General features: G+C 67.3%; 19 protein-coding genes. All 19 read right to left on the bottom strand.

The features are described 5' to 3' along the window. Positions 1–73 precede the first annotated feature (73 nt). The 19 genes from LQ564_RS21565 to gmd all read right to left on the bottom strand — a co-directional run bounded on the left by LQ564_RS21565 (position 74) and on the right by gmd (position 23,583). Entirely contained in the window at positions 74–826 is a 753-nt protein-coding gene (locus tag LQ564_RS21565) for a WecB/TagA/CpsF family glycosyltransferase (protein WP_231060162.1), read from the bottom strand. A 12-nt stretch (positions 827–838) separates the two neighbouring features. Continuing rightward, positions 839–1,969, bottom strand: a complete 1,131-nt coding sequence (gene wecB / locus LQ564_RS21560; RefSeq protein ID WP_231060161.1) for a non-hydrolyzing UDP-N-acetylglucosamine 2-epimerase — start codon at positions 1,967–1,969, stop codon at positions 839–841. 46 nt (positions 1,970–2,015) lie between these two features. Continuing rightward, on the bottom strand, positions 2,016–3,968 hold the full coding sequence (locus LQ564_RS21555; RefSeq protein ID WP_231060160.1) for a heparinase II/III family protein: 1,953 nt from the start codon (positions 3,966–3,968) through the stop codon (positions 2,016–2,018). A 25-nt stretch (positions 3,969–3,993) separates the two neighbouring features. After that, positions 3,994–5,100 carry a glycosyltransferase family 4 protein gene (locus tag LQ564_RS21550; RefSeq protein WP_231060159.1) on the bottom strand — a complete coding sequence of 369 codons (1,107 nt, stop codon included), beginning with the start codon at positions 5,098–5,100 and terminating at the stop codon, positions 3,994–3,996. A gap of 142 nt (positions 5,101–5,242) precedes the next feature. After that, on the bottom strand, positions 5,243–6,457 hold the full coding sequence (locus LQ564_RS21545) for a glycosyltransferase (protein WP_231060158.1): 1,215 nt from the start codon (positions 6,455–6,457) through the stop codon (positions 5,243–5,245). 103 nt (positions 6,458–6,560) lie between these two features. Beyond that, positions 6,561–7,418, bottom strand: coding sequence for a beta-1,6-N-acetylglucosaminyltransferase (locus tag LQ564_RS21540; protein ID WP_231060157.1), 858 nt, complete (start codon positions 7,416–7,418; stop codon positions 6,561–6,563). Positions 7,419–7,531: 113 nt separating this feature from the next. Continuing rightward, positions 7,532–9,766, bottom strand: a complete 2,235-nt coding sequence (locus LQ564_RS21535) for a DUF4962 domain-containing protein (RefSeq protein WP_231060156.1) — start codon at positions 9,764–9,766, stop codon at positions 7,532–7,534. Positions 9,767–10,098: 332 nt separating this feature from the next. After that, complete coding sequence (locus LQ564_RS21530; protein WP_231060155.1) at positions 10,099–10,890, bottom strand: glycosyltransferase family 2 protein; 792 nt, start codon at positions 10,888–10,890, stop codon at positions 10,099–10,101. Then, entirely contained in the window at positions 10,826–12,091 is a 1,266-nt protein-coding gene (locus LQ564_RS21525) for a glycosyltransferase family 4 protein (protein ID WP_231060154.1), read from the bottom strand. Before LQ564_RS21525 ends, LQ564_RS21530 begins: the two co-directional genes overlap by 65 nt. A 60-nt stretch (positions 12,092–12,151) precedes the next feature. After that, positions 12,152–13,681: an oligosaccharide flippase family protein gene (locus tag LQ564_RS21520; protein WP_231060153.1), complete on the bottom strand. Its 1,530-nt coding sequence runs from the start codon at positions 13,679–13,681 to the stop codon at positions 12,152–12,154. Further along, positions 13,681–15,141 carry an O-antigen ligase family protein gene (locus tag LQ564_RS21515; protein ID WP_231060152.1) on the bottom strand — a complete coding sequence of 487 codons (1,461 nt, stop codon included), beginning with the start codon at positions 15,139–15,141 and terminating at the stop codon, positions 13,681–13,683. The genes LQ564_RS21520 and LQ564_RS21515 overlap by 1 nt, the downstream gene beginning before the upstream one ends. A gap of 15 nt (positions 15,142–15,156) precedes the next feature. Then, entirely contained in the window at positions 15,157–15,906 is a 750-nt protein-coding gene (gene epsI / locus LQ564_RS21510; RefSeq protein WP_231060151.1) for an exosortase-associated protein EpsI, B-type, read from the bottom strand. Then, entirely contained in the window at positions 15,903–16,814 is a 912-nt protein-coding gene (gene xrtB / locus LQ564_RS21505; RefSeq protein ID WP_231060242.1) for an exosortase B, read from the bottom strand. The genes epsI and xrtB overlap by 4 nt, the downstream gene beginning before the upstream one ends. Positions 16,815–16,881: 67 nt before the next feature. Continuing rightward, entirely contained in the window at positions 16,882–17,751 is an 870-nt protein-coding gene (epsG, locus tag LQ564_RS21500; RefSeq protein WP_231060150.1) for a chain length determinant protein tyrosine kinase EpsG, read from the bottom strand. 57 nt (positions 17,752–17,808) lie between these two features. Beyond that, the gene (gene epsF, locus LQ564_RS21495; RefSeq protein WP_231060149.1) at positions 17,809–19,215 is read right to left on the bottom strand and encodes a chain length determinant protein EpsF; all 1,407 of its coding nucleotides are present in this window, start codon (positions 19,213–19,215) and stop codon (positions 17,809–17,811) included. A gap of 168 nt (positions 19,216–19,383) precedes the next feature. Next, the gene (gene epsE, locus LQ564_RS21490; protein WP_231060148.1) at positions 19,384–20,172 is read right to left on the bottom strand and encodes a polysaccharide export protein EpsE; all 789 of its coding nucleotides are present in this window, start codon (positions 20,170–20,172) and stop codon (positions 19,384–19,386) included. Between the two features lie 52 nt (positions 20,173–20,224). Next, on the bottom strand, positions 20,225–21,274 hold the full coding sequence (locus LQ564_RS21485) for an EpsD family peptidyl-prolyl cis-trans isomerase (protein ID WP_231060147.1): 1,050 nt from the start codon (positions 21,272–21,274) through the stop codon (positions 20,225–20,227). Between the two features lie 171 nt (positions 21,275–21,445). Further along, positions 21,446–22,465: a GDP-L-fucose synthase gene (gene fcl, locus LQ564_RS21480; RefSeq protein WP_371873526.1), complete on the bottom strand. Its 1,020-nt coding sequence runs from the start codon at positions 22,463–22,465 to the stop codon at positions 21,446–21,448. Positions 22,466–22,467: 2 nt separating this feature from the next. Continuing rightward, a complete protein-coding gene (gene gmd, locus LQ564_RS21475) occupies positions 22,468–23,583 on the bottom strand; it encodes a GDP-mannose 4,6-dehydratase (RefSeq protein ID WP_231060146.1) in 1,116 nt (371 codons plus the stop codon). Positions 23,584–23,677: the final 94 nt, after the last annotated feature.

The following is a 23,677-nucleotide window of genomic DNA, read 5'->3' as shown; positions in this document are numbered from 1 at the left end:
CACGCGTTCAACGAATCAATGCGTCGCCACAATGCATCCGTGAGTTGAACGCGTGGGCGGAGGACCGCCCACCCTACTCAACCTGTCTGCCCTTGAAGGCTTCCTTGATCAACAGGCCGATGAACGCCATGTCTTCGATGAAGTAGCGCCGGAACATGCGGCGCGGCTCCTGCAGGAAGCGGTAGAACCATTCCAGCCCGGACTTCTGCATCCACACGGGCGCCCGCTTCACCTTGCCGATGGCGACGTCGAAGGTGCCGCCGACGCCCATCGCGAAGGGAATCCGCATGTGCGCCTGGTACTTGCCGAGGAACTGTTCCTTCTTCGGCGAGCTGATCGCCACGAACAGCAGGTCGGCGCGGCTGGCGCGGATCTGCTCGGCGACAAGAAGCTCCTCCTCTTCCCCCTTCCAGTAGCCGTTGCGGTAGCCGGCCAGCACCAGCCGCGGATGCTTGCGCTGGTAAGTCTCGGCCACCTTGCTCACGACTTCCTCGCGCGCGCCCAGCAGGAACACGCGCCATCCTTTTTCGCCGGCGCGCCGCATCAGCGCCTCGAACAGGTCGACCCCGGCCACCCGCTCCTTGAGCGGCTTGCCGAGCAGGCGCGAGGCCCACACCACCGGCATGCCGTCCACGTTCACCAGCGCGCAGTCGTTGATGATCTGCCGCAGTTCCGGGTCGCGGCTGGCCTTGACCAGCTTGTCCACGTTCACGACCACATGCTGATGGGGCAATCCGGTAGCGATGAATCCTTCCACCTTGCCCAGCGTCTCTTCCATTGTCAGGTTGTCGACCTGGCAGCCCATCAGCGTAATGCGGTCGTTCATGGACAATCCTTTCTATTCGGTCTTGCGCATCGCCTGCAGCTCGGTCGCCAGCACCGCGACGATGCGCTCGGCGGCCTTGCCATCCCACAGCTGCGGGCGGCGGCCCTGCTTGCCATCGCCGCGCAAGACCTTCCTGGCTTCGCGCACGATGACTTCCGGATCGGTGCCGGCCAGGACATTGCTGCCCTCGTCGACCGTCACCGGGCGTTCGGTATTTTCGCGGATCGTCACGCAGGGCACGCCCAGCGCGGTGGTTTCTTCCTGCAGGCCGCCGCTGTCGGTCAGCACCACGGCCGCATCCTTCCACAGGTTCAGGAAGGCCATATAGGCCTGCGGCCCCGCCAGGGTGACGTTCGGGCCCAGGTCGATGCCGAATTTCTCGATATTGGCGCGGGTGCGCGGGTGCACCGGGAAGATCAGCGGCAATTCTTCGCCGATCTGCTTCAGCGCGCCCGCGATGCGCGCAAACGTGACGGGGTCGTCGACGTTGCTCGGACGGTGCAGGGTCACGACGCCATAGCGCCCTGCCCCATGCCGGGCCTTGAAGCCGCTGGTCTCGAAAGCCGAGGTATCGGCGCTGGCCAGCTTGTCGGCCTGGTACAGCACGTTGTCGACCATCACGTGGCCGACGTAGTGCACGGCCGATTCCGGCTTGCCTTCGCGGCGCAGGTGCTCGACGGCCGCCGGTTCGGTGGCGAAGAACCAGTCCGAGATGCTGTCGGTGACCAGGCGGTTGATTTCTTCCGGCATGCTGATGTCGCCGCTGCGCAGGCCGGCCTCGACGTGGGCGACCGGGATGACCAGCTTCTTGGCCACGATCGAGCAGGCCAGGGTCGAGTTGACGTCACCGACGACGAGCACCGCGGCCGGGCGCTCGGCCATGCACAGCTCCTCGAAGGCGACCATGATCTTGGCGGTCTGCTGGGCGTGGCTGCCGCCGCCGGCGGCCATGAACACGTCCGGCTGGGGAATGCCGAGTTCCTCGAAGAACACGTCGTTCATCTCGCGGTCGTAGTGCTGGCCGGTGTGGATGATCTTGAAGGTCAGCGCGGCCTGGCCTTCCGGCTGGGCCTGCAGCGCGCGCACGATCGGCGCGATCTTCATGAAATTCGGACGGGCGCCGGCGACGAGGTAAATCAGCATTTGGACATTTCCCTTAATAATTATAAGTTTTCTACTTGGCAAGTAATTAATGCAAGAACGATATTGTAAACCTGCATTCGATCGGAACGGCGGACGATACGCTCGTGATCCGCAGCACTTCGCAGGGCCGCTTCGACTCGTAGGTGCGTGACGACCAGCCCAGCGGCGGATTCTCGGCGCCGCGCACCAGTTCCAGCTGCAAATCGGCCCCACTCACCTGCATCTGCAGCACGAAGCGCTTGCCGCGTACCGACAGGCCGTGGCTGGTCAGGCGCACGTCGAGTTCCGGCGCGAAGTGCCAGAACTGCTCGACCTTGTGCGCCTTGCGCGCCGACACCTCGTCGCGCACGGTCAGGGTATTGCTGGCGCCGTCGAAGCGCACGCTGCGCGCATGGCGCACCGGGTCCGGCAGGCGGGTATAGCCGCCGTGCGAGCCGCGGAAATCGAATTCGTGGGGCGAGGTCGGCATGCGCTCGATGCGCGCATGGGCCTTGCGCAGCCACATGAAGCGGCCGCCGCTGACCGACTGGTCGAGGCCATCGATGCGCACCGTGTTGTGGCTCGAGGTGCCGCGGAAGTAGTCGCGCCACTTCTGGTCTTGCCAATAGGAATAGGTGCCGGAATCGATCAGGCATTCCTCGCCGGCGATCGACAGGCTCATCGACAGCGCGTCGGCATGGCCGTGCGCCGCGATGCCGAGGTAGCCGAGCGGGCCGCAGTCGAGCAGGCCCTTGATCTCGCTGGGCTCGCCGAAATGGTTGCCGAACAGGAAGTAGCCGCCGTCCGGGAAGGCCCAGCCGGTGTCGACCTCGTGCGGATCGCAATCGGGGCGCTTGCCCGGCAGCGCATGCAGCAGCCATTGCACGCCGGGATGGCGATCGGCCGCGCCGCCGAACACCGTGTCGCCCAGCGCCAGCAATTGCGCCGCGCGGTCCATGCCGGAAGCATCGAGCCGGAACACGCAGCCGTCGTCGGCGTCGCCCACGTTCGGCACATGGCCGCCGATGTCGCGCACCGAACGCAGGAAGCGCAGCGCGCGCTGCAGCGCGGCCCAGTAGGTGCGCGGGAAGGGGCCGCCGGTCGCCTGCCCCATCAGGCCGGCGACGAACAGGAATTCGCTGGAAAAGATGTGATAGGCGAAGGCCTGCTCGCGGTTGACGCCGTCGCGCGAGAACTGCAGCACCGCCTCGCGTTCGAGTTCGCGTCGCGCCTGGTCCAGCCATTCGCCCGACTCCTTCCAGCAGGGCCAGGTGCTGGCGCCCACGTACAGGCCGGCCAGCTCGCCGATCAGGTGGTTGTTGGCCGAGGAATGGCGCGACAGGTGGCGCGCGATGGTGCGGCAGTGGGCGTGGATGCTGTCGAGCCAGTCGGCGCGCAGCTTCTGGCCGGATTCGCCGGCGAACAGGGGACTGGCCTCGCCGCCCGCCAGCTGCCACACCAGGCTCCAGTTGACCAGGCGGATGCCCAGTTCCAGCGAGCTGGTCCAGTTGGGGCCTGTGAGCGGCGGACATTGATCCAGCCAGCTGCGCAGCTGCTGTTCCAGCGCGTGCAGCCAGCGCACGTCGCGGCTCAGGGTCCAGGCCTGGGCCAGGCGCACTAGGTGCAGGTGGCGGTTCAGCTCCCACACGTGCTTGATGTCGCCGACCTGCTCGCGCCGCGTGATGGCGATGTCGCCGGCGTAGACCGCGGGGCCGGTGACGCCGGTCTCGGGGTCGCGGTTCCAGGCGGTCGGTACGCCGACGTCGAAGCGGCGCTCGGCGAACAGCACCACGTGGCCGGCGCAGATGCGGTCGGCATCGAGCAGCAGCGCCTCGATTTCCTGGGGGGCGAGGATGGGCGCGCCATCGACGTTCAGGCTCAGGGCGCGCGGCAGCGGCGCGGGCGCGGTGCGGCCGGCCATGCGCCGCCCCATCCGGGTCGCGGCGGCCTGGCGCATGCGATACCCCACCTCGGCCACCGACATGCAGCGCAAGCGGTTGACCAGCCATCCGAGCCTCATTGTTCCACTCATTCCATCCCCCTCGCTATGCGATGTTGTTGTCGCGAAGCTGTCGATAGACCGCTGAAATCTGCTTGATCACGACGCCGGACTCGAATCGTTCTTCAATCGTTGCACGCGCCCGCCTGCCCAGGCGCAGCCGCTCTTCCCCGTCGCCGAGGATGCGCGCCAGCTGCTGCGCCAGCCCTTCCACATCGCCCGGCTGCACCACCAGGCCGTTGTCTCCGTCGCGCACCGCGTCGGGGATGCCGCCGACGCCGCTCACCACCACGGCCTTGCCGGCCGCCATCGCTTCCAGCATCGCCATCGGCAAGCCTTCCGCATGCGAAGGAAGGCAGAACACGGCGGCGCGCGCCAGTTCTTCCTGCTTGCGCGCGGCGGTAATCCAGCCCAGGGGCGTCACGCGCTCCAGCACGCCCAGTTCGGCGGCGCGCCTTTGCACTTCGTCCAGCGCGCCCTGGCCGCCGATCGCCAGCTCCACCTGCGGGAACCGTTCGCGCAGCAAGGCCAGTGCTTCCACCAGTTCAAAGATCCCCTTGCGCGGCTCGACCTGGCCCAGGAACAGGATGCGGCCGGGCTGCACCGCGTCCTCCCCCAGCGGCGGCAGCGGCACCGAATTCGGAATCACCGCCACCTTCGCGCAGGGCGCGAAGCCGCGCAGGAAGTCGGCCCAGCGGCTCGATAAAGCGATGACGGTGGAACTTTTCTCCAGCGTGTGGCGGATCCAGCGGCGCATGAGGCCGTTCGACCCGGCCACGAAATCGTCGAAGCAGGCGCCGTGCAGGTGGAACACCGTCTTGCAGCCGGCCGCCCGCGCCAGCCCCAGCAGAAGTGCCTTGCGCACGAAGCTCCCCTTGGAGGCCGCATGCGCGTGCACCACGTCGGGCCGACGCGCCAGGCACGCCACCGTGCCCCACACACCTTTCACGAAAGCGCCGATCTTGCGCGTCTTCGACCCTTCGGCGTGGGTCGGGACGTAATGCACACCTTCGCGTTCGAACAGGCCGTCCTGGCGCAGCAGCGACACCACGGTCGCCACGCCGCCGCGTCCCCCGGGGTCGGTGCCGAGCATCAGCACGCGCGGCCTGGCCGGGCGCGCCACGCTCGCTGCCGGCGCCGCTGCCCGGCTCACACCATCTCTCCCGAAGGGAAGATGCAGAATTTGCAGATTAGAAATTGTTCTGGATAGTACAACAACGTTTTCTCCGGGACGCGCACGATATAAACCCTGCTGGCGCACACGGCGCGCTTCGTGGTCAGACTGCTACGCATGCCTATACAGCCTCGTCCGCACGCCGCAGGATGGTTGTGTACGTTTCTGCAACTATTCGACCGAGAATAGCATAGGTCCGATGGGCCTTAACGTACGCTGGGCCACGTTGCGCGAACGCGTCCGCCAGCCCGCGGTCGTCCAGCAGGCGCCGGATCGCGGCGACGAAGGAGGCGGTTTCCATCGGCACGCACAGCCCCGCCCCGCTCTCTTCCACCACCAGGCGCTGGTCGGGAATGTCGTTGGCGACGCTGGGAATGCCCAGCGCCAGGTACTCGACCAGCTTGGTCGGCGAGGACACGTCGAACAGTACCCCGCGCGGGATCGGCGACAGGCCGATCTCGGCCCGCACCGCATAGCCCAGCGCCTCCTGCTGCGGCAGCCAGCCGGTCAGCAGCACGTGGTGCTCGATGCCGCGGCGCGCGATCTCGGCGCGCATCCAGTCCATTTCGTCGTTGGAGGCGGCGTCGCCGGCGATCACCAGCAGGGCGTCCGGCGCCTCGGCCTTCAAGCCTTCCGCCACGTCGAGCAGGAAGTCGGAGCGGCGGGCGCGGGCGATGCGCCCCAGGTAGAGCACCACGCGGCGCCCATCCAGGCGCGGATCCGTGCTCGGGGTCACGGCGGCGCGGCCGAACACGCGCTCGTCCACGCCCATCGGCACGGCGGTCATGCGGCTGCGCGCGAAGCCCTTGGCCGCCAGCCAGTCGGCCATGGCTTCGCTCTGGACGAAGATGTGGCGCGCCCCGGGCAGCACCAGGCGGTAGACCACGAAGCGCGAGGCGGCCGCGCGCAGCGCATGGGCCAGCCACTTGACGCCGGTGAACTCGTCGCGCCGCACGGCGAAGCCTTCGACGATGGGAAACGACATCCAGTAAAAGAAAGGGACACGCAGTACGGCGGCGGCCAGGCGGCCGAGCAGGCCGGAGGCGATCTTGTCGCGCACCTGGATGCAGTCGGGCCGGATGCGCCTGCTGGCGCGCAGCAGGCCGCGCAGGTCCCACAGCGGCGACAGCAGCGCGGCGAAGCGCGAGCGCAGGCTGCCCACCAGGTGCATGCCGCCCGCCGGCCACGGCGCCGCATCGAGGCCGCCCGCCTGCCCCACCAGCTCGGTCGTGATGCCGTAACGCGGCATCTCGCTGCCGAACAGGGTCAGCAGGTCGGCGCGCGCCGGCGGCAGGGGATCACGGACGATGAAGGCGATGGACAGGGGCTTGCGCATACGGTTGACCTGGTGTTCATGCCAGCCGATTCTAGCGCAGCGGTTCGCGGGCACGATTCACCGGGGTGCGCCCTGTGTGCGCTACAGCACGGTTGGGCGAAACTCAGGCGGCGCGCGCGTCCTTCCACGCGACCAGGCGCTGCATCAGCGCGGCGCTGGCCTGGCTGTCGAGCTTGCGGCAAAAGTGGGCGTTCGAGGCCCGGATGCGCTCGAAGTCGGCGCCGTCCAGCACCTTGGGATTGCGCGCGCCCTGCTCCGGCCACTGCACGTAGCGGTAGTTGTCGCTCAGGACGCGCGGTGCGTAGGACGAGTGCATGACCAGGGTCTGGAAGAACAGCTCGTCCGGGCATTGCACCGTGCGGCACAAGCGCAGGAAACGCGGGTGCGCATCGGCCAGGCGCAGCACCTCGGCCACGCAGCCGCGCGACAGCGCCCACCAGGACGAGCCGCCGTGCGGCGCCAGGCCATCCGGCAGGCGCCGGCGCCGCCCGGTCAGGCGCAGCAGCGCGTTGGCGGCGCCGCAGGCGAGCCGCTCGGGGACGCTGCCGCCGACGCGGTGAAACAGCTGGTAGCGGTAGGCGACGTTCCAGCCATCTGGGCCGATCGGCGTGGTCTCGATCAGCTCGCGCTCGCGCACCCGCGCCAGCTCGCGCTTGAGCAGGGCGTTCGGCAGCAGCGGGAAGTCCTGGGCCGACAGGAAGATGACCTTGTCGAAGGCGGGCTGCTCGAGCAGGATCTGGCGCAGCGAGGTTAGCGTGGCCTGCACCTGCGAGAACCCGCCCCAGCGCACGTCGACGCGCGGCTCGACCAGGCGCGCGGCCGGGTGCAGGTCGGCGGGGTCGATCGCGCTCTTGCGGTCGAGGTGGACGTAGACGACGAAATCCGGATCGTTCAGCTGCTTGACCAGCGCGTTGAGCTGTTCGACGTCCTTGTGCGCGGCGATCAGGAATACCTGTTTCATGTGCGGGTACGGGTGGCAACGGCGAAAAAAAATCCCCGACGGCGCGAGCCGCGGGGATCTCGTGCGCGCCGAGTCTAGCACGCACCCGTGCGGGACAGCGCCCGCTTGCAGGCTTAGTTCAGCGTCACGGATTGCCCGCCCACCGTCACGGTGCGCACCGAACCCGAGGTGGTGATGTTCACTGTCGGCTTGCGGCAGCCGACGTCGAGCAGCACCAGGTATTCGGCGGTCGTGTTGGCGTTCGCCTTCAGGTAGAAGGCGCCGTTGTCCTCGACCACATTGGTCTTGGCGCCCGGGCCGATCCACTTGTCGAAGGTGGCGTTCGGGGTCAGGGAGCGCATGCACAGGCGCTGGCCGCCCGCGGACACTTCCACGTTCAGCGCGTCCTTCTTCTGCATGATGGCCGGGGTGTGCACGTTCCACTCGTAGGTGCGCGCCACCGTGCTCGACAGGCGGTCGCGCACCAGGATCGCGTTGCCGGCGTTACGCAGGTGCCAGACCTGGCGCTTGGCCATGGTCAGCTGGCCGCCATACGACGGGGTCGCATCGCCTTCGGCGTAGTCGTAGGTCGGCTGGGCGGTGAAGGCGGTGATCTTGCCGTTGCGCTGCAGCTGTTCGCGGTAGCCGTCCACCATCTGGCCCTTGCCGCCGTCGAAGGTGATCGCGTTCTGCGAGCGGGTCTGGTGGTACCAGTCGCTCCAGTAGGGCGAGCCGTACCAGTCGTACCAGCCGGCCTTGACCAGCAGCGGCTGGCCGGCCACCGACAGCAGCAGGCCGTTCTGGTCGCCGTGGCTGTGGTTGAACGAGCCGTAGGGGCTGGACTTGAAGAAGGTCGAGGTGCGCGAGGTGGAGCCGAGGTCGCTGTGCATCGCGACCCAGCCGGTGCTCGGGTAGTAGGCCGAGTTCGACGGCGGTTCATAGACCTTGGTGTCGGTCACCGGCAGCGGATACTGGGCCTGCAGCAGCGACATCGCGTCTTCCATGCCGGTGGTGTTCTTCACGTACCAGGCGGCGCGCGGCGACCACATGCGCGAGGCAAAGGCGCGGAACACGCGCTGGTCGGGCTTGGTCTCGGAGGCGTCGCCGAAGGCGTGGGTGCGCGCGCCCGGCGGGATGAATTCCATTGCGAAGTCGAGGAAGCCGAGGGTCCAGGGCTTGCCGAAGAAATTCACGCCGGACGCATGGGTGAGCGGATCCCACAGCGCCAGCAGGTAGCCGGCCGCGTATTCGGCGTAGGCGGTGCCGTTGGCATAGCCGCCTTCCGGGCCGCTCCACGGGTTCGGACTCAGCGCGTAGGCGCGGAAGGAGAAGTCGAACCACTTCTGGGCATCGGGGATGTCGCCCAGGGTCATGGTCGAGATCAGCACCAGGAACACCAGGCTGGTGTTGCCGTGCGAGTCGAACGGGTACTGGTCGAGGCGGCCATTGTCGCCGGCCAGGTTGTTGTAGATCTCGGCGGTGCGGGTCTTGATCGACGCCAGCCAGCGCTGCTTGCGGGTGGCGTCCAGCGAATCGGCCAGCAGGTCCATGGTCTTGGCCAGGCCCCAGGCGATCTGGCGGGTGGCCTGGTCCTGGTTGTTGTAGCTGGTCGGGCCGGACGGATTGAGGGCGGCCAGTTCGTCGCCGCGCTTGAGCGCCTCGGTCAGGTAGATCTGCTCGCCCTTCAGGCGCCACATGGTGGCCGCAGCTTCCATCTGGCGGCTTGCCTCGTTGATGCGCTGGCGTACGTCCGTCTGCTGGTTGGCCATGGCCGCGGTCAGCGGCGCGCTGATGACGATCGACCAGCGCGAATCGGACAAGGCCGGCACGGCGGTGACCTGGGCCTTGACTTCGTTGCCGAGGCGGCTCAGGTAGGATTCCAGCGCCGATTTCTTGGCATAGTTCCAGGTCGAGAACGGGGTGAATGACGCCGGCACCGAGCGCGGACGCGCCTTGCTCACGATGCGGTTGCGCAGGGTGGCGTTGTCCGGCACTTCGAACACGTTCGAGCGGCTGGTGATCGAGAAGGTGCGCGGGTTCGACCAGTCGTTGCTGCCGACCGGGCGCACGCGCCAGGTGTAGTTGCCGAGCGCCAGGGCCTTGGTCGGCAGATACCAGTTGCGGTCGACGATGACCTTGGTCGGCGAACCGCCGACCGGCGTGATCTCGAGTTCATAGCTGGCCGGGCCGGTGGCGTGGCGCGCCCAGGTGAAGCCCGGCGGGTTCTGCGCCTGCATCTGGTTCATTTCAGGCTTGGCCTGCACGACCAGCGGATCGTTCGACTGGACCCAGTCGGCGCGTGCGGCAGCGCTCGCGAACAGCGAGGCGAAGGCAGCGGCCAGGACGAGGCTCTTCCGAGAAAATTGCATTGTGGGTACTCCGACAAAAACGTGATTGCGTGCGCCGCGCCGGACGGCCTGCGGCTCGAAGATGGTTGCCCTACTTACTGAATGAAGACGGTGACTTACTTTCTAGCTGTGCCTTGTTAACGGCACTTGACGGGGTTTATGCTACCCCAAAGTAAGTTGAGTGCAGGCAAATTCTCCAGAGAAAACGCACATTTTTCGCTTGCTTTGCGGAAATCCCACGCTAAAAAATCAACTCTTGCCGAACAATCTTTTCAGGCTTCTAACGCCTGTAATGCGCCTGAAAAGACAAATGCGCAACCCTGCCAGATTGCTACCGGGTGGTAGCAATTTGTTCACGCAGCCACCGAGCGCGCTTCGGCCTGCAGGCCGCGCATGCGTTTCAGGTAACGCAGGCAATAGATGCCGAAGGAAAGCGGCGCCTTGTCCATATGGCGCCGGCGCACGCTGAACTCTTCCTGGCGCGCCTTGATCCGGTTGGCGGACGACACGCTGCCCTCGTGGTCGCGGAACACCGTCAGCGCCTGGTCGATCATCACCGGCCGTGCGTGCTCCCCAAGGCGTAGCCACAGGTCGATGTCCATCGCGTACTTCAGCCCCTCGTCGAACATGCCGACCCGCTCGAAGGCCGACTTGCGGATGAAGACCGCCGGATGCGGGACCGAGGCCCGGCCCGCGACGAAGGAGCGGTAGGAAAACGGCGGCATGGCGTAGGGCGGCACCATCTTGCCGTCCTTGAGGATCTGGATATTGCCGAACACCCAATCGACCGGGGCGCCGCCCTTCCCTTCCTCGAAGGCGCGCCGCACCACCGCCAGCACGTCGGCGCCGTTGTAGTAGTCGTCGGAATGGAGGTGGGCGATGTACTCGCCGCGGGCGGCTTCGATGCCCTGGTTCATGGCGCGGCTGATGCCCCCCTTCACGTCGCGCAGCACGCGCTTGCTGCCCGGCCGGTCGCGCCTGTAGGCGTCGATCATCTCCAGGGTGCCGTCGGTCGAGCCGCCGTCGACGAAAATGTGCTCGAAGTCCTGGCAGGTCTGGGACTGGACCGAGGCCAGGGTGTCAGCCAGCGTGGCGGCGCTGTTCCAGGTGCACGTAACGATCGAGAAGGTTGGTTTGATCTGCATACAGCTCCAGTAACTGAGGTAATAAGTGCCCGGCGTCGGCCCCGAAGCTGGCCGGTGGAACACCCTGTGGCGGTGGTTCGGCAAGCTGGGCGCGCACGCGTCCGACCAGCTCGTCCATGCTGTCGGCCAGCTGCAGCTGGCCCTCGTACTGCTGGTAGGCGGCCAGCTCCGGGGTGCCGCCGCGCGCCAGGGCCACGCACTGGCGCCCCAGCGCGAGCGCTTCCAGCACCGTGGTGCTGCAGGCTTCTTCGCACAGCGAGGGCACCACCGCCAGGTGGGCGCGCACGGTCAGTTCCAGCGCCTGGGAATATTCCTGCCAGCCGAGGAAGCGCACTTGCGGGCCGGCGTAGCGCGCTTCCAGCGCCGCGCGCTGGGGGCCGTCGCCGGCGATCGTCACGCGCGCATGCGCCGGCAATCTGCCTTCGCTGGCGGCCAGGAATTCGCCGAAGCCCTTGCCGGCGTCGACCCGGCCGACCAGCACCACCTCGCCGTATTGCGGCGGTGGGGCTTCGCGGGCGGCGCGCAGCAGGCGCGGGTAGTCGACGAAGTTGTGGATCACGCGGCAACGCGACAGGTCGGCGTCGGGCACGGCGCGCAGGAACTGGCGGCGCAGGAAGTCCGACACGAACACCGTCTTGTGGCGCGCGAAGGCCTGCGCGGTCTGGGAGCGGTAGCCGGTGACGGCGATCGCGGTGACCGACTTGCGCATGGCGCCCGCGTGTTTCGTGATGCAAGCCGAGCAATTGCCCGGCACCAGGTTGTCGCACACTCCCTCGTCGCGGAAGCGCAGGTGGGTCAGGCACTCGCTGCCCTGGTCGTGGCGGGTCTGGACGTAGTTGATGCCCTCCTCCACGTGCAGGCCCACCATCGGCACGTGGCCGTGGTAGTGCACCACGTCGAAGCCCGGCGCGTGCAGGTTGATGGCCGCCGCGATCTTGCGCGCGAAATAAGGGCGCTTCAGCGGATTGAAGACGCCCATCTGCAGCTCCTTCCAGCCCGGGCGCGCGTAGTCGAAGCCGGGGCGGAAGTGGCCGCGAAAGCCGATCTGCTCCGCGCAGCGCTCGATGCCGCGGTCGTTGCGGCCCAGGATCTCGACGTCGTGGCCCTCGCACAGCAGGCGGTTGGCCAGGGTGACCACATGCTTGCCGAGGCCTCCCACCTGCTCGCCCGGCAAGTCTTCCGACACCATCAGGATACGCATTGTGTCCTCCCCTTATGCAGCACTCCCATACTCTCCTTTGACAGGGTTTTCATGACGGGTTCACCCGGCGGGCTGCCAATGCGCCTTCACGCGCGCCCAGGCCAGCAGGCGGTCGTCGCGGTCGACCACGAACAGCAGGCCATGCACGCCCAGCAGCAGGCAGGTGGCGCCCAGGATGAACAGGAATTCCGCGAAGCCGCGGTCGAACAGCGTTTCGGCCGCGCCGGCGGCGATCGCCACCAGCGCCACCCCGCCCAGCCCCGGCGCATAGCCTTGCGACAGCAGGCGCCCGATCGAGGTCGGCACCGTGCGGCCGTGGACGTAGAGCAGGAAGACGGCGGTGAACAGCAAGGAACCCGCCAGGTGGCCCCAGGCCGCGCCATCGATGCCCCAGCCGGCCACGCCCAGGTAGACCAGCCCCAGGCCGGCCAGCGCGCGGGTGACGGCGAACAGGCCGGATACGCGCGGGTGGCCCATGCCGTCGTTCACCAGGGACGGCAGGCTGGTGAGCGAATCGACGAACTGCGACAGCGCCATCACCGCCAGCACCAGCGCGCCGTTGCGCGCGAATTCCTCGTTCATCCAGTAGCGCAGGATCTGGTGTGCGAACACCGCGACCAGCACCAGGATCGCCGCATTCAGGAACACCACGTAGCGGGTCGCCTTCAGGTAGGCGCGGTCCAGGCGCGCCAGCTCGCCCTTCGCCGCCAGCGCGCTGGCGGCCGGGAAGAACACGCCGGACAGGCGGAAGGTCAGGCTCAGCACCCGGTTCGCGAGCGTGGCCGCCACCGTGAAGTAGGCCAGCCCGGTGACGCCGACCAGGGCGCCGATGATCAATTTATCCGCGTGGGCGTAGGACAAGGTGGCGAAGCGCGAAAGAAAAGAATACGCCGAAAAGGACAGCAGCGCATTGCGCGCCCCTTGCGAGGGCCAGCGCCAGCGCACCCCGGGCAACAAACGCCGCACCGCGCGCCACAGGATGGCGCAGTGGATGGCGCTGGCGGCCACGCGCAGCAGCACCACTTCGAACAGGCCGTAGCCGAGCAGCAGCACGCCGACCGTGGCGAGCGGCACCAGGGTCCCGAACACCATCTCGACGCGCGCCGAGATGTCGTAGCGCATCAGCGACTGCGGCACGCTGTTCAGGTAGCTCTGGATTTGTCCCAGCAGGAAGCCGGCCGCCGCCAGGCGCAAGGTGGCAATCGCTTCCGGCACGAGCGCTTCCGGCACCGAGAACACGCTGGTGACGAACCACCCGGCGCCCAGCAGCAGGCCGAGGGCGCCGAGCGCGCCGATGATGGCGTAGCTGGCCAGGCCGAAGGAAAGGGTCTCGAAGATCCCCTCCCTGTCCTCGCGCGCATTGTGTTCGGCGATGTACTTGACCGAGCCGGCGGTGACGTTGATGTCGATCACGGCGAAATAGCCGACGATGGCCGTCACCAGCGAATACACGCCGTAGCTGGCGTCGCCCAGTCCCTTCACCACCAGCGGCACCGTGGCCAGCATCACCAGCGCGGGAATCGCGGCCCCGAGCAGGTTGGACCAGGCGTTGCGGGCCAGGTTCAGGTTCAGGTTCAGGCTCGGCTTCATCAGGCAGCCACCAGGTGCGGACGCGGCATGACCGGCTTCACGGCCGGCCTGGCGGCGGGCGCTACCTTCGCCACCGCGACGGCCAGGTAGGGCAAGGCCAGGCAGAAGGCCAGCATCTGCGTGGTGCGCACCTGCGGGAACGGCGTGCCGATCAGGAAATCGGGAATCATGAAGGCGATGCCGGCGACCCCGGCCGTGGCCAGTCCCAGCAGCTCGGGCGGCAGGGTCTTGAGCGCCTTGCGGGCGAACAGCACGAAGGCGGCGATGGTGCCGATGAGCAGCGCCGTGCCCAGCAGCCCGCTCTTGAGCGCCACGTGCAGGATGCCGCTGTGCAGGAACAGGCCGCCGTCCGGATTGTTCTGCCAGGAGATGTACTGGTAGCCCGTGTACCTGCCCCAGGACCCGATGCCGGCCAGCGGGTTGGCCAGGATGTCGCCCAGCGCGAACTTCAGTTCCAGCACGCGCTCGCTCTCGGGCCCGAAGCGGCGCGACTGCATGTCGTAGACCAGGCTCGACAGCCCTCCTCCCGCGCCCTTGGTCTGGGTCAGGCGCTGCACCGCGACATAGGCCAGCGCGGCGCCGACCACCGGCAGGCCGCCGGTCATGAGCTGGATGCGGCGCTTGAGCGGGAAGCGCATCATGATCACCAGGAAGGCCAGCAGGAAGCCAATCCAGGCGCTGCGGCGGTAGGACAGCACGATGCACAGGCTGGTGGCGATCAGGGTCGCCCACTCGATGCCGCGCCAGAATTTCGGGCGGTCGGACTTGACGGTCTGGAACAGGTGCACGGCGGCGATGGCGAAGGCGATGGCGCATACCAGGCTGTCGTTGATGTCGAAGAAGGTGAGCCGAATCTTGATCGCGTTCATGTTCGCGTACACATTGTTCGGGTCACCACCAAAGGCCGCCCAGCGCACCAGGCCGAACAGGGCGCGGCCCAGGCCCAGCAGCAGGATGAAGTGGGTCAGCTCGAGCACCTGCTCGCGGGTGCGGAAAGACAGCAGGATCAGCGAGACCAGCGGCGCCATCCAGACGATGTTGGAAAAACCCTGGGGCGACAGCGACTCCTTGAGCGGCACGTCGAGCATCATGCCGACGCCGACGTGGCCGACCAGCAGCACGAACCAGCCGAGGAACCAGGGCCGCAGGCTGCAGGCCGGGGTCGGCTGGCGCTGGAAGCCGGCGGCGACACGGGCGCAGGCCCAGGCGCCCAGCACGTACCACAGCAGCAGGCCGAAGAACAGCATGCCGGAACCGCGGCTGTAGATGCTGCGCGAGGCGAAGATCGCCATGTTGCCGTAGCTGGTCGAGTTCATGCAGAAATACACGGCCAGGTAGGGATAGACCAGGAAGCGCGGCCACACCAGGCCGACGCCGATGCCCGCCACCGCGGCGATCGAGAGCCCGATGATGAAGGCCCACGGCAGCGAATAGTAAATGTAGGGCAGGATCTCGTTCATCGGCTGCTGGCCCGCTTATCCGCGCGCAGGCTGGCGCGCGGCGTGGCCGGCGTGTCCGGACTGGGCCTGCACCGGGGCGCCCTCGAGGCCGGCGCCGAGCAGGCGGGTGCGGTCGCGCGGCGCCATCGCGCCCAGCAGCTCGGTGACGAAGCGGTCCTGCACGCCCCAGGCCTGGGCGTCGCTGGCCTGGATGGTCGAGACCCGCACCAGCATGCCGTCCGGGATCTCGCCCGACAGGCCGTAGGCGAGGCGGCGCAGCTTTTGCTGGATGCCGGTCTTGGTGGCGTGCTCGCCGATCGTGATCCAGTAGGTGATCGGCTCGTTGCGCTCGTGCAGGCGCGCGACCAGGCGCTTGACCGGCAGCTGGCCGAATCGGGTCGGCAGTTCGCCTTCCTGGTCCTTGATCATCTGGAAGCCTTGCGCCACGTAGCAGACTTCCGGCAGGTGCAGCTGCAGCGCCTTGCTCTGGTCGCCGCCGTAGGCGATCGACAGCATCACGCGCCGGCCCTCGCGATTCACGTAGGTGCGCGACAGGGTCTGGTCGTAGATCTTTTCGAGCACGCTCTGCTGCTCGGGGTCGGGCTGCAGCGGCACCACGCTGGGGTCGATGGTCCAGTCGCCGAAGCGCTGCGGGACCATTTCTTCCAGGCTGAAGCGTTCATGGGCCTGGGGCACGCGCGCCTTCGGGGTCAGGGCGCCGGTCAGGGCCGAGGTGCCGGCCATGGCCAGGCCCAGCACCAGGCTGATCGCGAAGCGGCGGTTCATGTCGCCTCCTTCAGGCGCATGCCGCCGCGGTCGCGTCCCGGCCCGCCGGGCCCGCCGCCGCGGCTGTCGCGGCGCTTGATCCACCATTGCAGGCCGTTGTCGACCGCCAGGATCAGCAGCAGCGCCGTGATGAACAGCACCATGCCGGCGAAGCCGTGCAGGAAGCCCTGGCCGGCGGCGTCGCCGAAGTAATAGGTGATGAGGGTGAGCGCGATCACGCGGATCACGTTGGCGGTGAACGAGATCGGCACGATCAGGATCGCCAGCGTGATGTTGCGGAAGGCCGAGGGGTGGCGCATCAGGTTCAGGTAGAACAGGCCCAGCGCTTCCAGCGTGAGCAGGGTCTGCAGGCCGGCGCAGGCGTCGGCCACCAGCAGCTGGTACTGGCCCATCTGCAGCACCACGCCGGAACGCGAGATCGGGTAGCCGAGGGCGAACAGGATGTGCTCGGTCACCCAGGACACCGCCATCTTCATCGGCATCGTCACCGCCGCCACCAGTTCGCTCGGCAGCGGCACCATGAACAGCATGAAGAAGAAGGGGAACCACAGCACGCGCAGGGCGCGCGAGCCGAATTTCAGCAAGACGATCGCCGCCGTCACCAGCAGGATCGAGGCGACTTCGAACATCAGGATCTTCTGCGAGCGGCCCAGCAGGTGCGCCATCAGGCCGATGGCCAGCACCGGCCAGCCGAGCCAGGCGTTCACGGGCGGCTGGGCCGCCGCCAGCATCTCCGGCCATTTCCGCCAGATCAGCCACAGCGCCAGGAAGAAGATGATCGGGCCGTGGCCCTGCTCTTCGCCGATCCAGGCGCCGGTGAACAGGTCGTAGAAGGTGGGGCCGAGCAGGAAGGCCAGGCCGGCCAGGATCGGCCACCATTCGGGCAGCGCGCGGCGGATGCCGGCCATGCTGGTGGACAGGTCGTGCGGCTGGGCCGCACGATCGACGCCGTCGGTGCGGACCGCGCCGGCCATCTCAGAACTCCACCACCACGGAGCCGACCACCTCGGCCCCGGACTCGGCCATCTGCTCGGCCATGCGGCTGACGTTGGCGATGCGGGTGCGGTGCTTGCAGGCCACCAGCAGCACGCCGCCGGCACGCCCCGCCACGGCCAGCGCGTCGGCGCCGCTGGCGAACGGCGGCAGGTCGTACAGGACCACGTCGTAGCGCGACTCGAGCTGGGTATTCAGGTTGCGGAAGCCTTCGCGCGCCAGCAATTCCTGCGGGTTCGGCGGCAGGGTCCCGGCCGGCATCAGGGACAGGTCGACAAAGGCGGGGACGCGGGTGATGACGTCGAGGTCGGCGCGCCCGGCCAGCAGGTCGGACAGGCCCTGTTTCGGCTTGACGCCGAACATCTCCTGCTGGCGCGGATTGCGCAGGTTGGCGTCCACCAGCAGGGTCTGCTCACCCAGCTGGGAGAACACCACGGCGAGATTGGCCGCGAACAGGCTGGCGCCGTCTTCGGGTGTCACGCCGGCGATCGCCAGGGCGCGGCGGCCGCGCGCGAACCAGCGCAGCATCAGCTGGCTGCGGATCGCGCGCAGGGCTTCGACCTGGGGCGAGAACGGGTCGTAGGCCGCCACCAGCTTGGGCGAGAGATTCGCCTGCCCTTTCTGCAGATAGGGGTAGGAGAACTGGCGCGCCAGCACCTGCTGGATGTCGTCCTCGCTCACCAGGCCCAGGCGCACGGCGGCTTCGCCGAAGCGGATCCCGAGGTCCTTCTGCATGCGCAGCACGCGCTCGGCGTCGTCGACGGTCAGCTTGCCCTGGTCGAGCAGCAGCGCGCCCATGCTCGATTCGGCGGCCGGGTCGTGCGGCAAGGCGGATAGCACGGATGAATTCATGGTCTGTCCTTGGTTGTCCTTCTTGTTCTGCGCGGTTTCGGGTGCGGGCAGCCGGTCTCAGTTCAGCCTGAGCAGCCGGCGCGGCGTCATCAGGGCGCGTATGCCGCCGGTCCTCGGACGCTTGTTGCGCCATTCGATGGTGCCCAGCACCGGGATGCCGAGCATGTCCTTGATGTCGCCGCTCGAGCGCACCGGACGGTTCAGCAGTTCCAGCAGCAGCGCCAGGCCGACGCCGAGGATGGTGCCGAGCACGATCGACACCAGGGTGTTGAGCAGCACGCGCGGACCGGTCGGCGCGGTGGGCGGCACCGCCGGGTTCAGGATCGAGATGTCGGACTGTTCGGACTGCGACTCGATGCGGGTCTGCGAGAAGCGCTGGCTGGCCGAGTCGAAGGCCCGCTGGGCGCTGTCGAGGTCCTTCAGCATCACGCCGAGTTCGTCGCGGGTGCGGTTCAGTTCGAGCACGCGGGTCTTCTGGGCCGCCAGCTCGGCGCGCAGCTCGGCTTCTCGCTGGCGGTACACCTGTGCGTTGGCGCCGACGCTCTTCGACACGCTGCCCAGCGCCGCGTTCAGCTCGGCGCGCATCTTGCCCACTTCGGCCTGGGCCGACTGGTAGGTGGGGTGGTTGCGGCCGTAGCGCGAGGCCGCCTCGGCCAGCTTGGCTTCGCCGCTGGCCAGGCTCACGCGCAGGCTCTGGACCAGGGCGTTGTTGGCGACGTCGGGGGAACCGATGCCGCTGGCCATGCCGGCGCGCGAGCTGGCTTCCATGGCCTGGGTCTGGGCCGCGACCAGCTGGGCCGACAGGTCATTCAGGCGCGACAGCTCGACGTCGACCCGGTTGTTGTCCAGACTGACGATGCCCTTTTCCTGCTGGTACTTGGACAAGCGCGCCTGCGCCGCTTCCAGGTTGTCGCGCAGCTGCTTGGTCTGTTCGTTAAAGTAGTGCGAGGCCTTCTTGGCCGGCTCGGTCTTGAGCTGGACGCTGATCTTCTGGTATTCGTCGGCAAAGGCGTTGGCGACGGCGGCGGCGAAGGCCGGGTCGGCGCCGCTGAAGCTGACCGCCACCACGCTCGACTCGCGCGAGGGCATGATGTCGAGTTTCTTGAGCAGCAGGTCGGCCAGCCAGTCGCGCACCGAGCCCTTGCCTTCGCTGGCTTCGCGCCACTGGGCCTGCACCGCCGGGCTCGAGGCCAGGCGCAGCGAGTCGACCACGCGCAGGGCCACGGTCTTGCTGGTGATGATGTCCATCTGGGTCGCCATATAGCCCGGCATCAGGTTGCCCGGCATGGTCATGCCGCTGACCGGGTCCACGCCCTTGTAGTTCAGCAGCACGGACGCGGTGGCCTTGTAGGTCTTCTGCTGCATCAGGCTCCAGCCCAGGGCGAGCAGGACCGTCACGAGCAGCGTCCCGAGGATGATCTTCTTCCTCGCGAGTAAGATGAGCAGAAATTGATGGACGTTCATGGCCTTACCTTTGCAACGTTGCTTTGACAAGCGGGGTGGACAAAAACACTTCTGATTCTCGTAGGGTGGACGGCTCTGCCGTCCGCGCGTTCACATTCCGATGCGAAGATGCGGGCTTGCGTTGAACGCGTGGGCGGAGGACCGCCCACCCTACGGACAGCGAAAACCTCAGAACCAGGACTCGCGAACCACGATCACATCGTCAACCTGGACCAGGTCATTCGCCTTGACATCAATCGTCACCGGATTGCCGCCGGCATCCTTGCGCGTGATCTTCATGCCCTTGTTGCTGCCGCGCTGGTTCAGCCCGCCGCCGGCCGCGACCGCCTGCTGCACCGTCATGCCGCGCTCCAGGCGGAAGGCGCCGGGACGGGCGACTTCGCCGCTGACGTAGGCGCGCGGCGCACGCTCGACGTAGATGATGTCGCCGCCGGCCACCTCGTAATCCTTGTTCAGCTCGCCCTTGCGCACCATGTCGACCACGTCGATGGTCTCGCGGGTGGTGGCGCCGTTGCGGGTGCGCACCAGGTTGATCATGTCGCCGCCCTCGCCGTGGATACCGCCGGCCATGGCCAGCAGGTCGAGCACCTTGCGCCGCCCTTCCACCGCATAGCGGCCCGGACGGTTGACATAGCCCAGCACCGACACCTGCTGGCTCGCCAGCGTGGTCACCAGCATGTTGACCTGGGCTTTCTTGAGGTAGCCGCCCTTCTCCAGCATGTCGCCGATCTTCTTCTCGGCCGCCGCCACCGACAGGCCGCCCACGGCCACCTGGCCCAGCAGCGGGAAGGTGATGTTGCCGCTCTCGCTGACGCGGGTCTCGAGCGAGAGGTCCGGGCTGCCGTAGACCGACAGTTTCACCACGTCGCCCGGCCCCAGCAGCACTTCGGCGGCGCCGGCGATCCCGACCGTCAGCACGAGCGCGGCGGCCATCATCCACTTCACGAATCGTTTCATGATTGTTCCCTTCGGTTCCGTTATCGGTTGTCGTCCAACGCTTGCCGTCTGCTTACTTCAGGCCCATCACGCCGCGGTCGAGCGCAGCCTTGTCGGCCGCGGGCGCGTCGGGGACGATGGCCGGGGACGCATCCGCTGCGCCGGCGTCGCCGGCGGGCGCCACCGACGACTGGCCGGGGCCGCCCGCACCGGCGGTCTGGGTGGCGCTGGCCGGCGCCACCGCGCTCGGCGCATAGTCCTTGTTCAGGTAAGAAACCTTGGCGGTGCTGCGCAGGCGCTGGATCTCGGCCGCGGCCAGTTCCTTGTTCTTCTTGTTGGCCAGGTACTGGGTGATCTGCGGCGCCGCGATTTCCAGGGTGACCGGCGCGTCACGCACTTCGGCGATCGCGATCAGCATGGCGCGCTCGCCCTCCTTGACCACGAACAGCTGGCCCTTGGGCATGCCGAGCAGCTTGGCGGACAACTGGGGATTCAGGTCGGCGGTGCTGCGCGTGACCTGGGCGCGGCCGTACTTGATGTTGCGCGCGTCGAGGAAGACGGCGACCTCTTCCAGCGACTTGGCCCCGTCGGCGGCGGCGCGCACTTCCGGGGTCAGGTCATTGGCCGAAAGAATCAGTTCGTTCATGGCGAACTGCTTGCGGTTGGCGAAGAATTGCGGATTCTTGTTGAAATAGTCTTCCACTTCGGCCGGCGTCGGGCGCTGCGGTTCGCCGAGGCGCTTCTGCATATAGGCCTGGGCGATGATCAGGGAGCGGGCCCTTTCGACGGCCTGCATCACCTTCGGGTCGCGGTCGAGTTTTTCCTTGGCGGCTTCGCTTTCCAGCAACTCGCGGTCGATCAGCGCCTGCAGGATCTGCTTGCCGGCCTCGCCCTGGCGCGCGGCCGGCACGCCGGCGCGCTGCATTTCCTCGTTCAGTTGCAGCACCGTGATTTCCTCGCCGTTCACGCTGGCCAGGGCCTGGCCCGGTTTCGATTCGGCGGCCTTGTCCTTGTTGCCGCAGCCCGCCAAAGCGGCCGCGGCCAGCACCAGCGCCGCCGTGCCCAGCAGGCGCTTCGGGTTCGAGAGGGAGGTATTCCTGGCTGCAAATGGGAAGGTTTTCAAGATAGTGTCCTCGACGTTGTCCTCGGGCCTGCGCCCTGCTTGTCATGTATTCCGCTCTTTCGTGCAATGTCTCCACACATGCCCGAAGGAGCACTCAGCCATTCTCGGTTCCGCACGGTTCGTTCTCTGTTCGTCAACTAACGCTTTGCGGTTTCACTAAGCCCCCAGATGTCAGGCGGCCACCGCAGCCGGCTCGCGCTCACGTACCACGGGCGCCTCCACCTGTGTCTCCAGGAAAGCCTCGTAGGCACGGCGCAAGCCCTCGGCCAGCGGGGTACTGGCGCGCCAGCCGAGCGCGGCCAGCTTGGAGACGTCCAGCAGTTTGCGCGGCGTGCCGTCCGGCTTGCTCGCATCAAACACGATGCGCCCGCCGTAGCCCACGGTCTCGCCCACCAGGCGCGCCAGCGCGGCGATGGTGACGTCCTCACCGGTGCCGACATTGATGTGCGAGTGCATCGGGTCGGTGTTGGCGGCGTAGACCTCCAGCGGCAGGTTCATCACGTAGACGCTGGCCGCCGCCATGTCGTCGACGTAGAGGAATTCGCGCATCGGCTTGCCGCTGCCCCAGATCACCACTTCGGGCGCCCCGCCCGTCTTCGCTTCGTGGAAGCGGCGCAGCAGGGCCGGGATCACGTGGCTGTTCTCGGGGTGGTAGTTGTCGCCCGGGCCGTAGAGATTGGTCGGCATGACGCTGCGGTAGTCGGTGCCGTACTGGCGGTTGTAGCTTTCGCACAGCTTGATGCCGGCGATCTTCGCCATCGCATACGGTTCGTTGGTCGGCTCCAGGATGCCGTTCATCAGGTATTCCTCGCGGATCGGCTGGGCCGCCAGGCGCGGGTAGATGCAGGAGGAGCCGAGGAACAGCAGCTTGTGCACGCCGGCGCGCCAGGCTTCGTGGACGACGTTGGCCTGCACCATCATGTTGTCGTAGATGAACTCGGCCGGATAGCTGTTGTTGGCGTGGATGCCGCCGACCTTGGCCGCGGCCAGGTAGACCTGGTCGATATTCTCCGTACGGAAGAATTCGCGCACCTGGGACTGGTCGGTGAGTTCCAGTTCCTGGTGGCTGCGGGTGACGATGTTCGTGTGGCCTTGGGCGCGCAGGGTGCGCACGATGGCGGAGCCGACCAGGCCGCGGTGGCCGGCGACGTAGATGCGCGGCTCGTTCTGCTTCTGCTGAATGTTCAACACGATTACTCCATTGAAAGTGCAACGTTGTAGCCATGCGATGCCAGCAGCTTGTGGCGGCGCGCCGTGTCGAGGTCGTGCGCCACCATCTCCTGCACCATCGCTTCGAAAGAAGTTGCCGGCTCCCAGCCGAGGCGCTCGCGCGCGCGGCTCGGGTCACCCAGCAGGGTCTCGACCTCGGTCGGACGAAAATACTGCGGATCGACGGCCACGATGGTCTGGCCGACCGCCACGCCCGGCGCCCGGTCGCCATCGACGCCGGCGACCAGGCCGCGTTCCTCGACGCCCTGCCCCTGCCAGGCGATCTCGATGCCCAGCTCGTTCGCCGCGAGTTCGACGAAGCGCCGCACCGAATACTGGCGGCCGGTGGCGATCACGAAATCTTCCGGCCGCTCCTGCTGCAGCATCAGCCACTGCATGTGGACGTAGTCGCGCGCATGGCCCCAGTCGCGCAACGCGTCCAGGTTGCCGAGAAAGAGCTCGCGCTCCAGGCCCTGCGAGATATTTGCCAGCGCGCGCGTGATCTTGCGCGTGACGAAGGTCTCGCCGCGGCGCGGGGATTCGTGGTTGAACAGGATGCCGTTGCAGGCATACATCCCATAGGCTTCACGGTAATTGACCGTGATCCAGTAGGCGTAGAGCTTGGCCACCGCGTAAGGGCTGCGCGGATAGAACGGCGTGGTCTCGCGCTGCGGGGTTTCCTGCACCAGGCCGTAGAGTTCGGAAGTCGAGGCCTGGTAGAAGCGGGTCTTCTTTTCCAGGCCGAGGAAGCGGATCGCTTCCAGCAGGCGCAGGGTGCCGATCGCGTCGACGTCGGCCGTGTATTCGGGCGACTCGAAGGACACCGCCACATGGCTCATGGCGCCCAGGTTGTAGACCTCGTCCGGCTGCACCTGCTGCAGGATGCGGGTCAGGTTCGAGGTGTCGGTCAGGTCGCCGTAGTGCAGGATCAGGCGCGGGTTGTCGGCATGCGGGTCCTGGTAGATATGGTCGATGCGGCCGGTATTGAACAGCGAGGCGCGGCGCTTGATGCCATGCACCTCATAGCCCTTGTCGAGCAGCAACTCCGCCAGGTAAGAACCGTCCTGGCCCGTCACGCCGGTGATCAATGCTTTTTTCATGTTCCCGTTCCCGTACAGAACCAGACAAGCGGCCCCGGCAAGTTGCAAACTCATCAACGATTCTACGCAGCTCGCATGGGCATGCAAGCAGCTG

Origin of the sequence: Massilia phyllostachyos, from assembly GCF_021044825.1 — a bacterium.
Lineage (GTDB): Bacteria > Pseudomonadota > Gammaproteobacteria > Burkholderiales > Burkholderiaceae_D > Telluria > Telluria phyllostachyos.
Note: the sequence above shows the minus strand (reverse complement) of the source record. Positions and strands in the feature narration are given on the sequence as shown.

What these genes read in the sequence shown, in the direction of transcription:
- LQ564_RS21565 (WP_231060162.1), bottom strand. Translation starts at nt 826, where the DNA reads ATGAACGACCGCATTACGCTGATGGGCTGCCAGGTCGACAACCTGACA.
- wecB (WP_231060161.1), bottom strand. Translation starts at nt 1,969, where the DNA reads ATGCTGATTTACCTCGTCGCCGGCGCCCGTCCGAATTTCATGAAGATC.
- LQ564_RS21555 (WP_231060160.1), bottom strand. Translation starts at nt 3,968, where the DNA reads ATGAGGCTCGGATGGCTGGTCAACCGCTTGCGCTGCATGTCGGTGGCC.
- LQ564_RS21545 (WP_231060158.1), bottom strand. Translation starts at nt 6,457, where the DNA reads ATGCGCAAGCCCCTGTCCATCGCCTTCATCGTCCGTGATCCCCTGCCG.
- LQ564_RS21540 (WP_231060157.1), bottom strand. Translation starts at nt 7,418, where the DNA reads ATGAAACAGGTATTCCTGATCGCCGCGCACAAGGACGTCGAACAGCTC.
- LQ564_RS21535 (WP_231060156.1), bottom strand. Translation starts at nt 9,766, where the DNA reads ATGCAATTTTCTCGGAAGAGCCTCGTCCTGGCCGCTGCCTTCGCCTCG.
- LQ564_RS21530 (WP_231060155.1), bottom strand. Translation starts at nt 10,890, where the DNA reads ATGCAGATCAAACCAACCTTCTCGATCGTTACGTGCACCTGGAACAGC.
- LQ564_RS21525 (WP_231060154.1), bottom strand. Translation starts at nt 12,091, where the DNA reads ATGCGTATCCTGATGGTGTCGGAAGACTTGCCGGGCGAGCAGGTGGGA.
- LQ564_RS21520 (WP_231060153.1), bottom strand. Translation starts at nt 13,681, where the DNA reads ATGAAGCCGAGCCTGAACCTGAACCTGAACCTGGCCCGCAACGCCTGG.
- LQ564_RS21515 (WP_231060152.1), bottom strand. Translation starts at nt 15,141, where the DNA reads ATGAACGAGATCCTGCCCTACATTTACTATTCGCTGCCGTGGGCCTTC.
- epsI (WP_231060151.1), bottom strand. Translation starts at nt 15,906, where the DNA reads ATGAACCGCCGCTTCGCGATCAGCCTGGTGCTGGGCCTGGCCATGGCC.
- xrtB (WP_231060242.1), bottom strand. Translation starts at nt 16,814, where the DNA reads ATGGCCGGCATCCGCCGCGCGCTGCCCGAATGGTGGCCGATCCTGGCC.
- epsG (WP_231060150.1), bottom strand. Translation starts at nt 17,751, where the DNA reads ATGAATTCATCCGTGCTATCCGCCTTGCCGCACGACCCGGCCGCCGAA.
- epsF (WP_231060149.1), bottom strand. Translation starts at nt 19,215, where the DNA reads ATGAACGTCCATCAATTTCTGCTCATCTTACTCGCGAGGAAGAAGATC.
- epsE (WP_231060148.1), bottom strand. Translation starts at nt 20,172, where the DNA reads ATGAAACGATTCGTGAAGTGGATGATGGCCGCCGCGCTCGTGCTGACG.
- gmd (WP_231060146.1), bottom strand. Translation starts at nt 23,583, where the DNA reads ATGAAAAAAGCATTGATCACCGGCGTGACGGGCCAGGACGGTTCTTAC.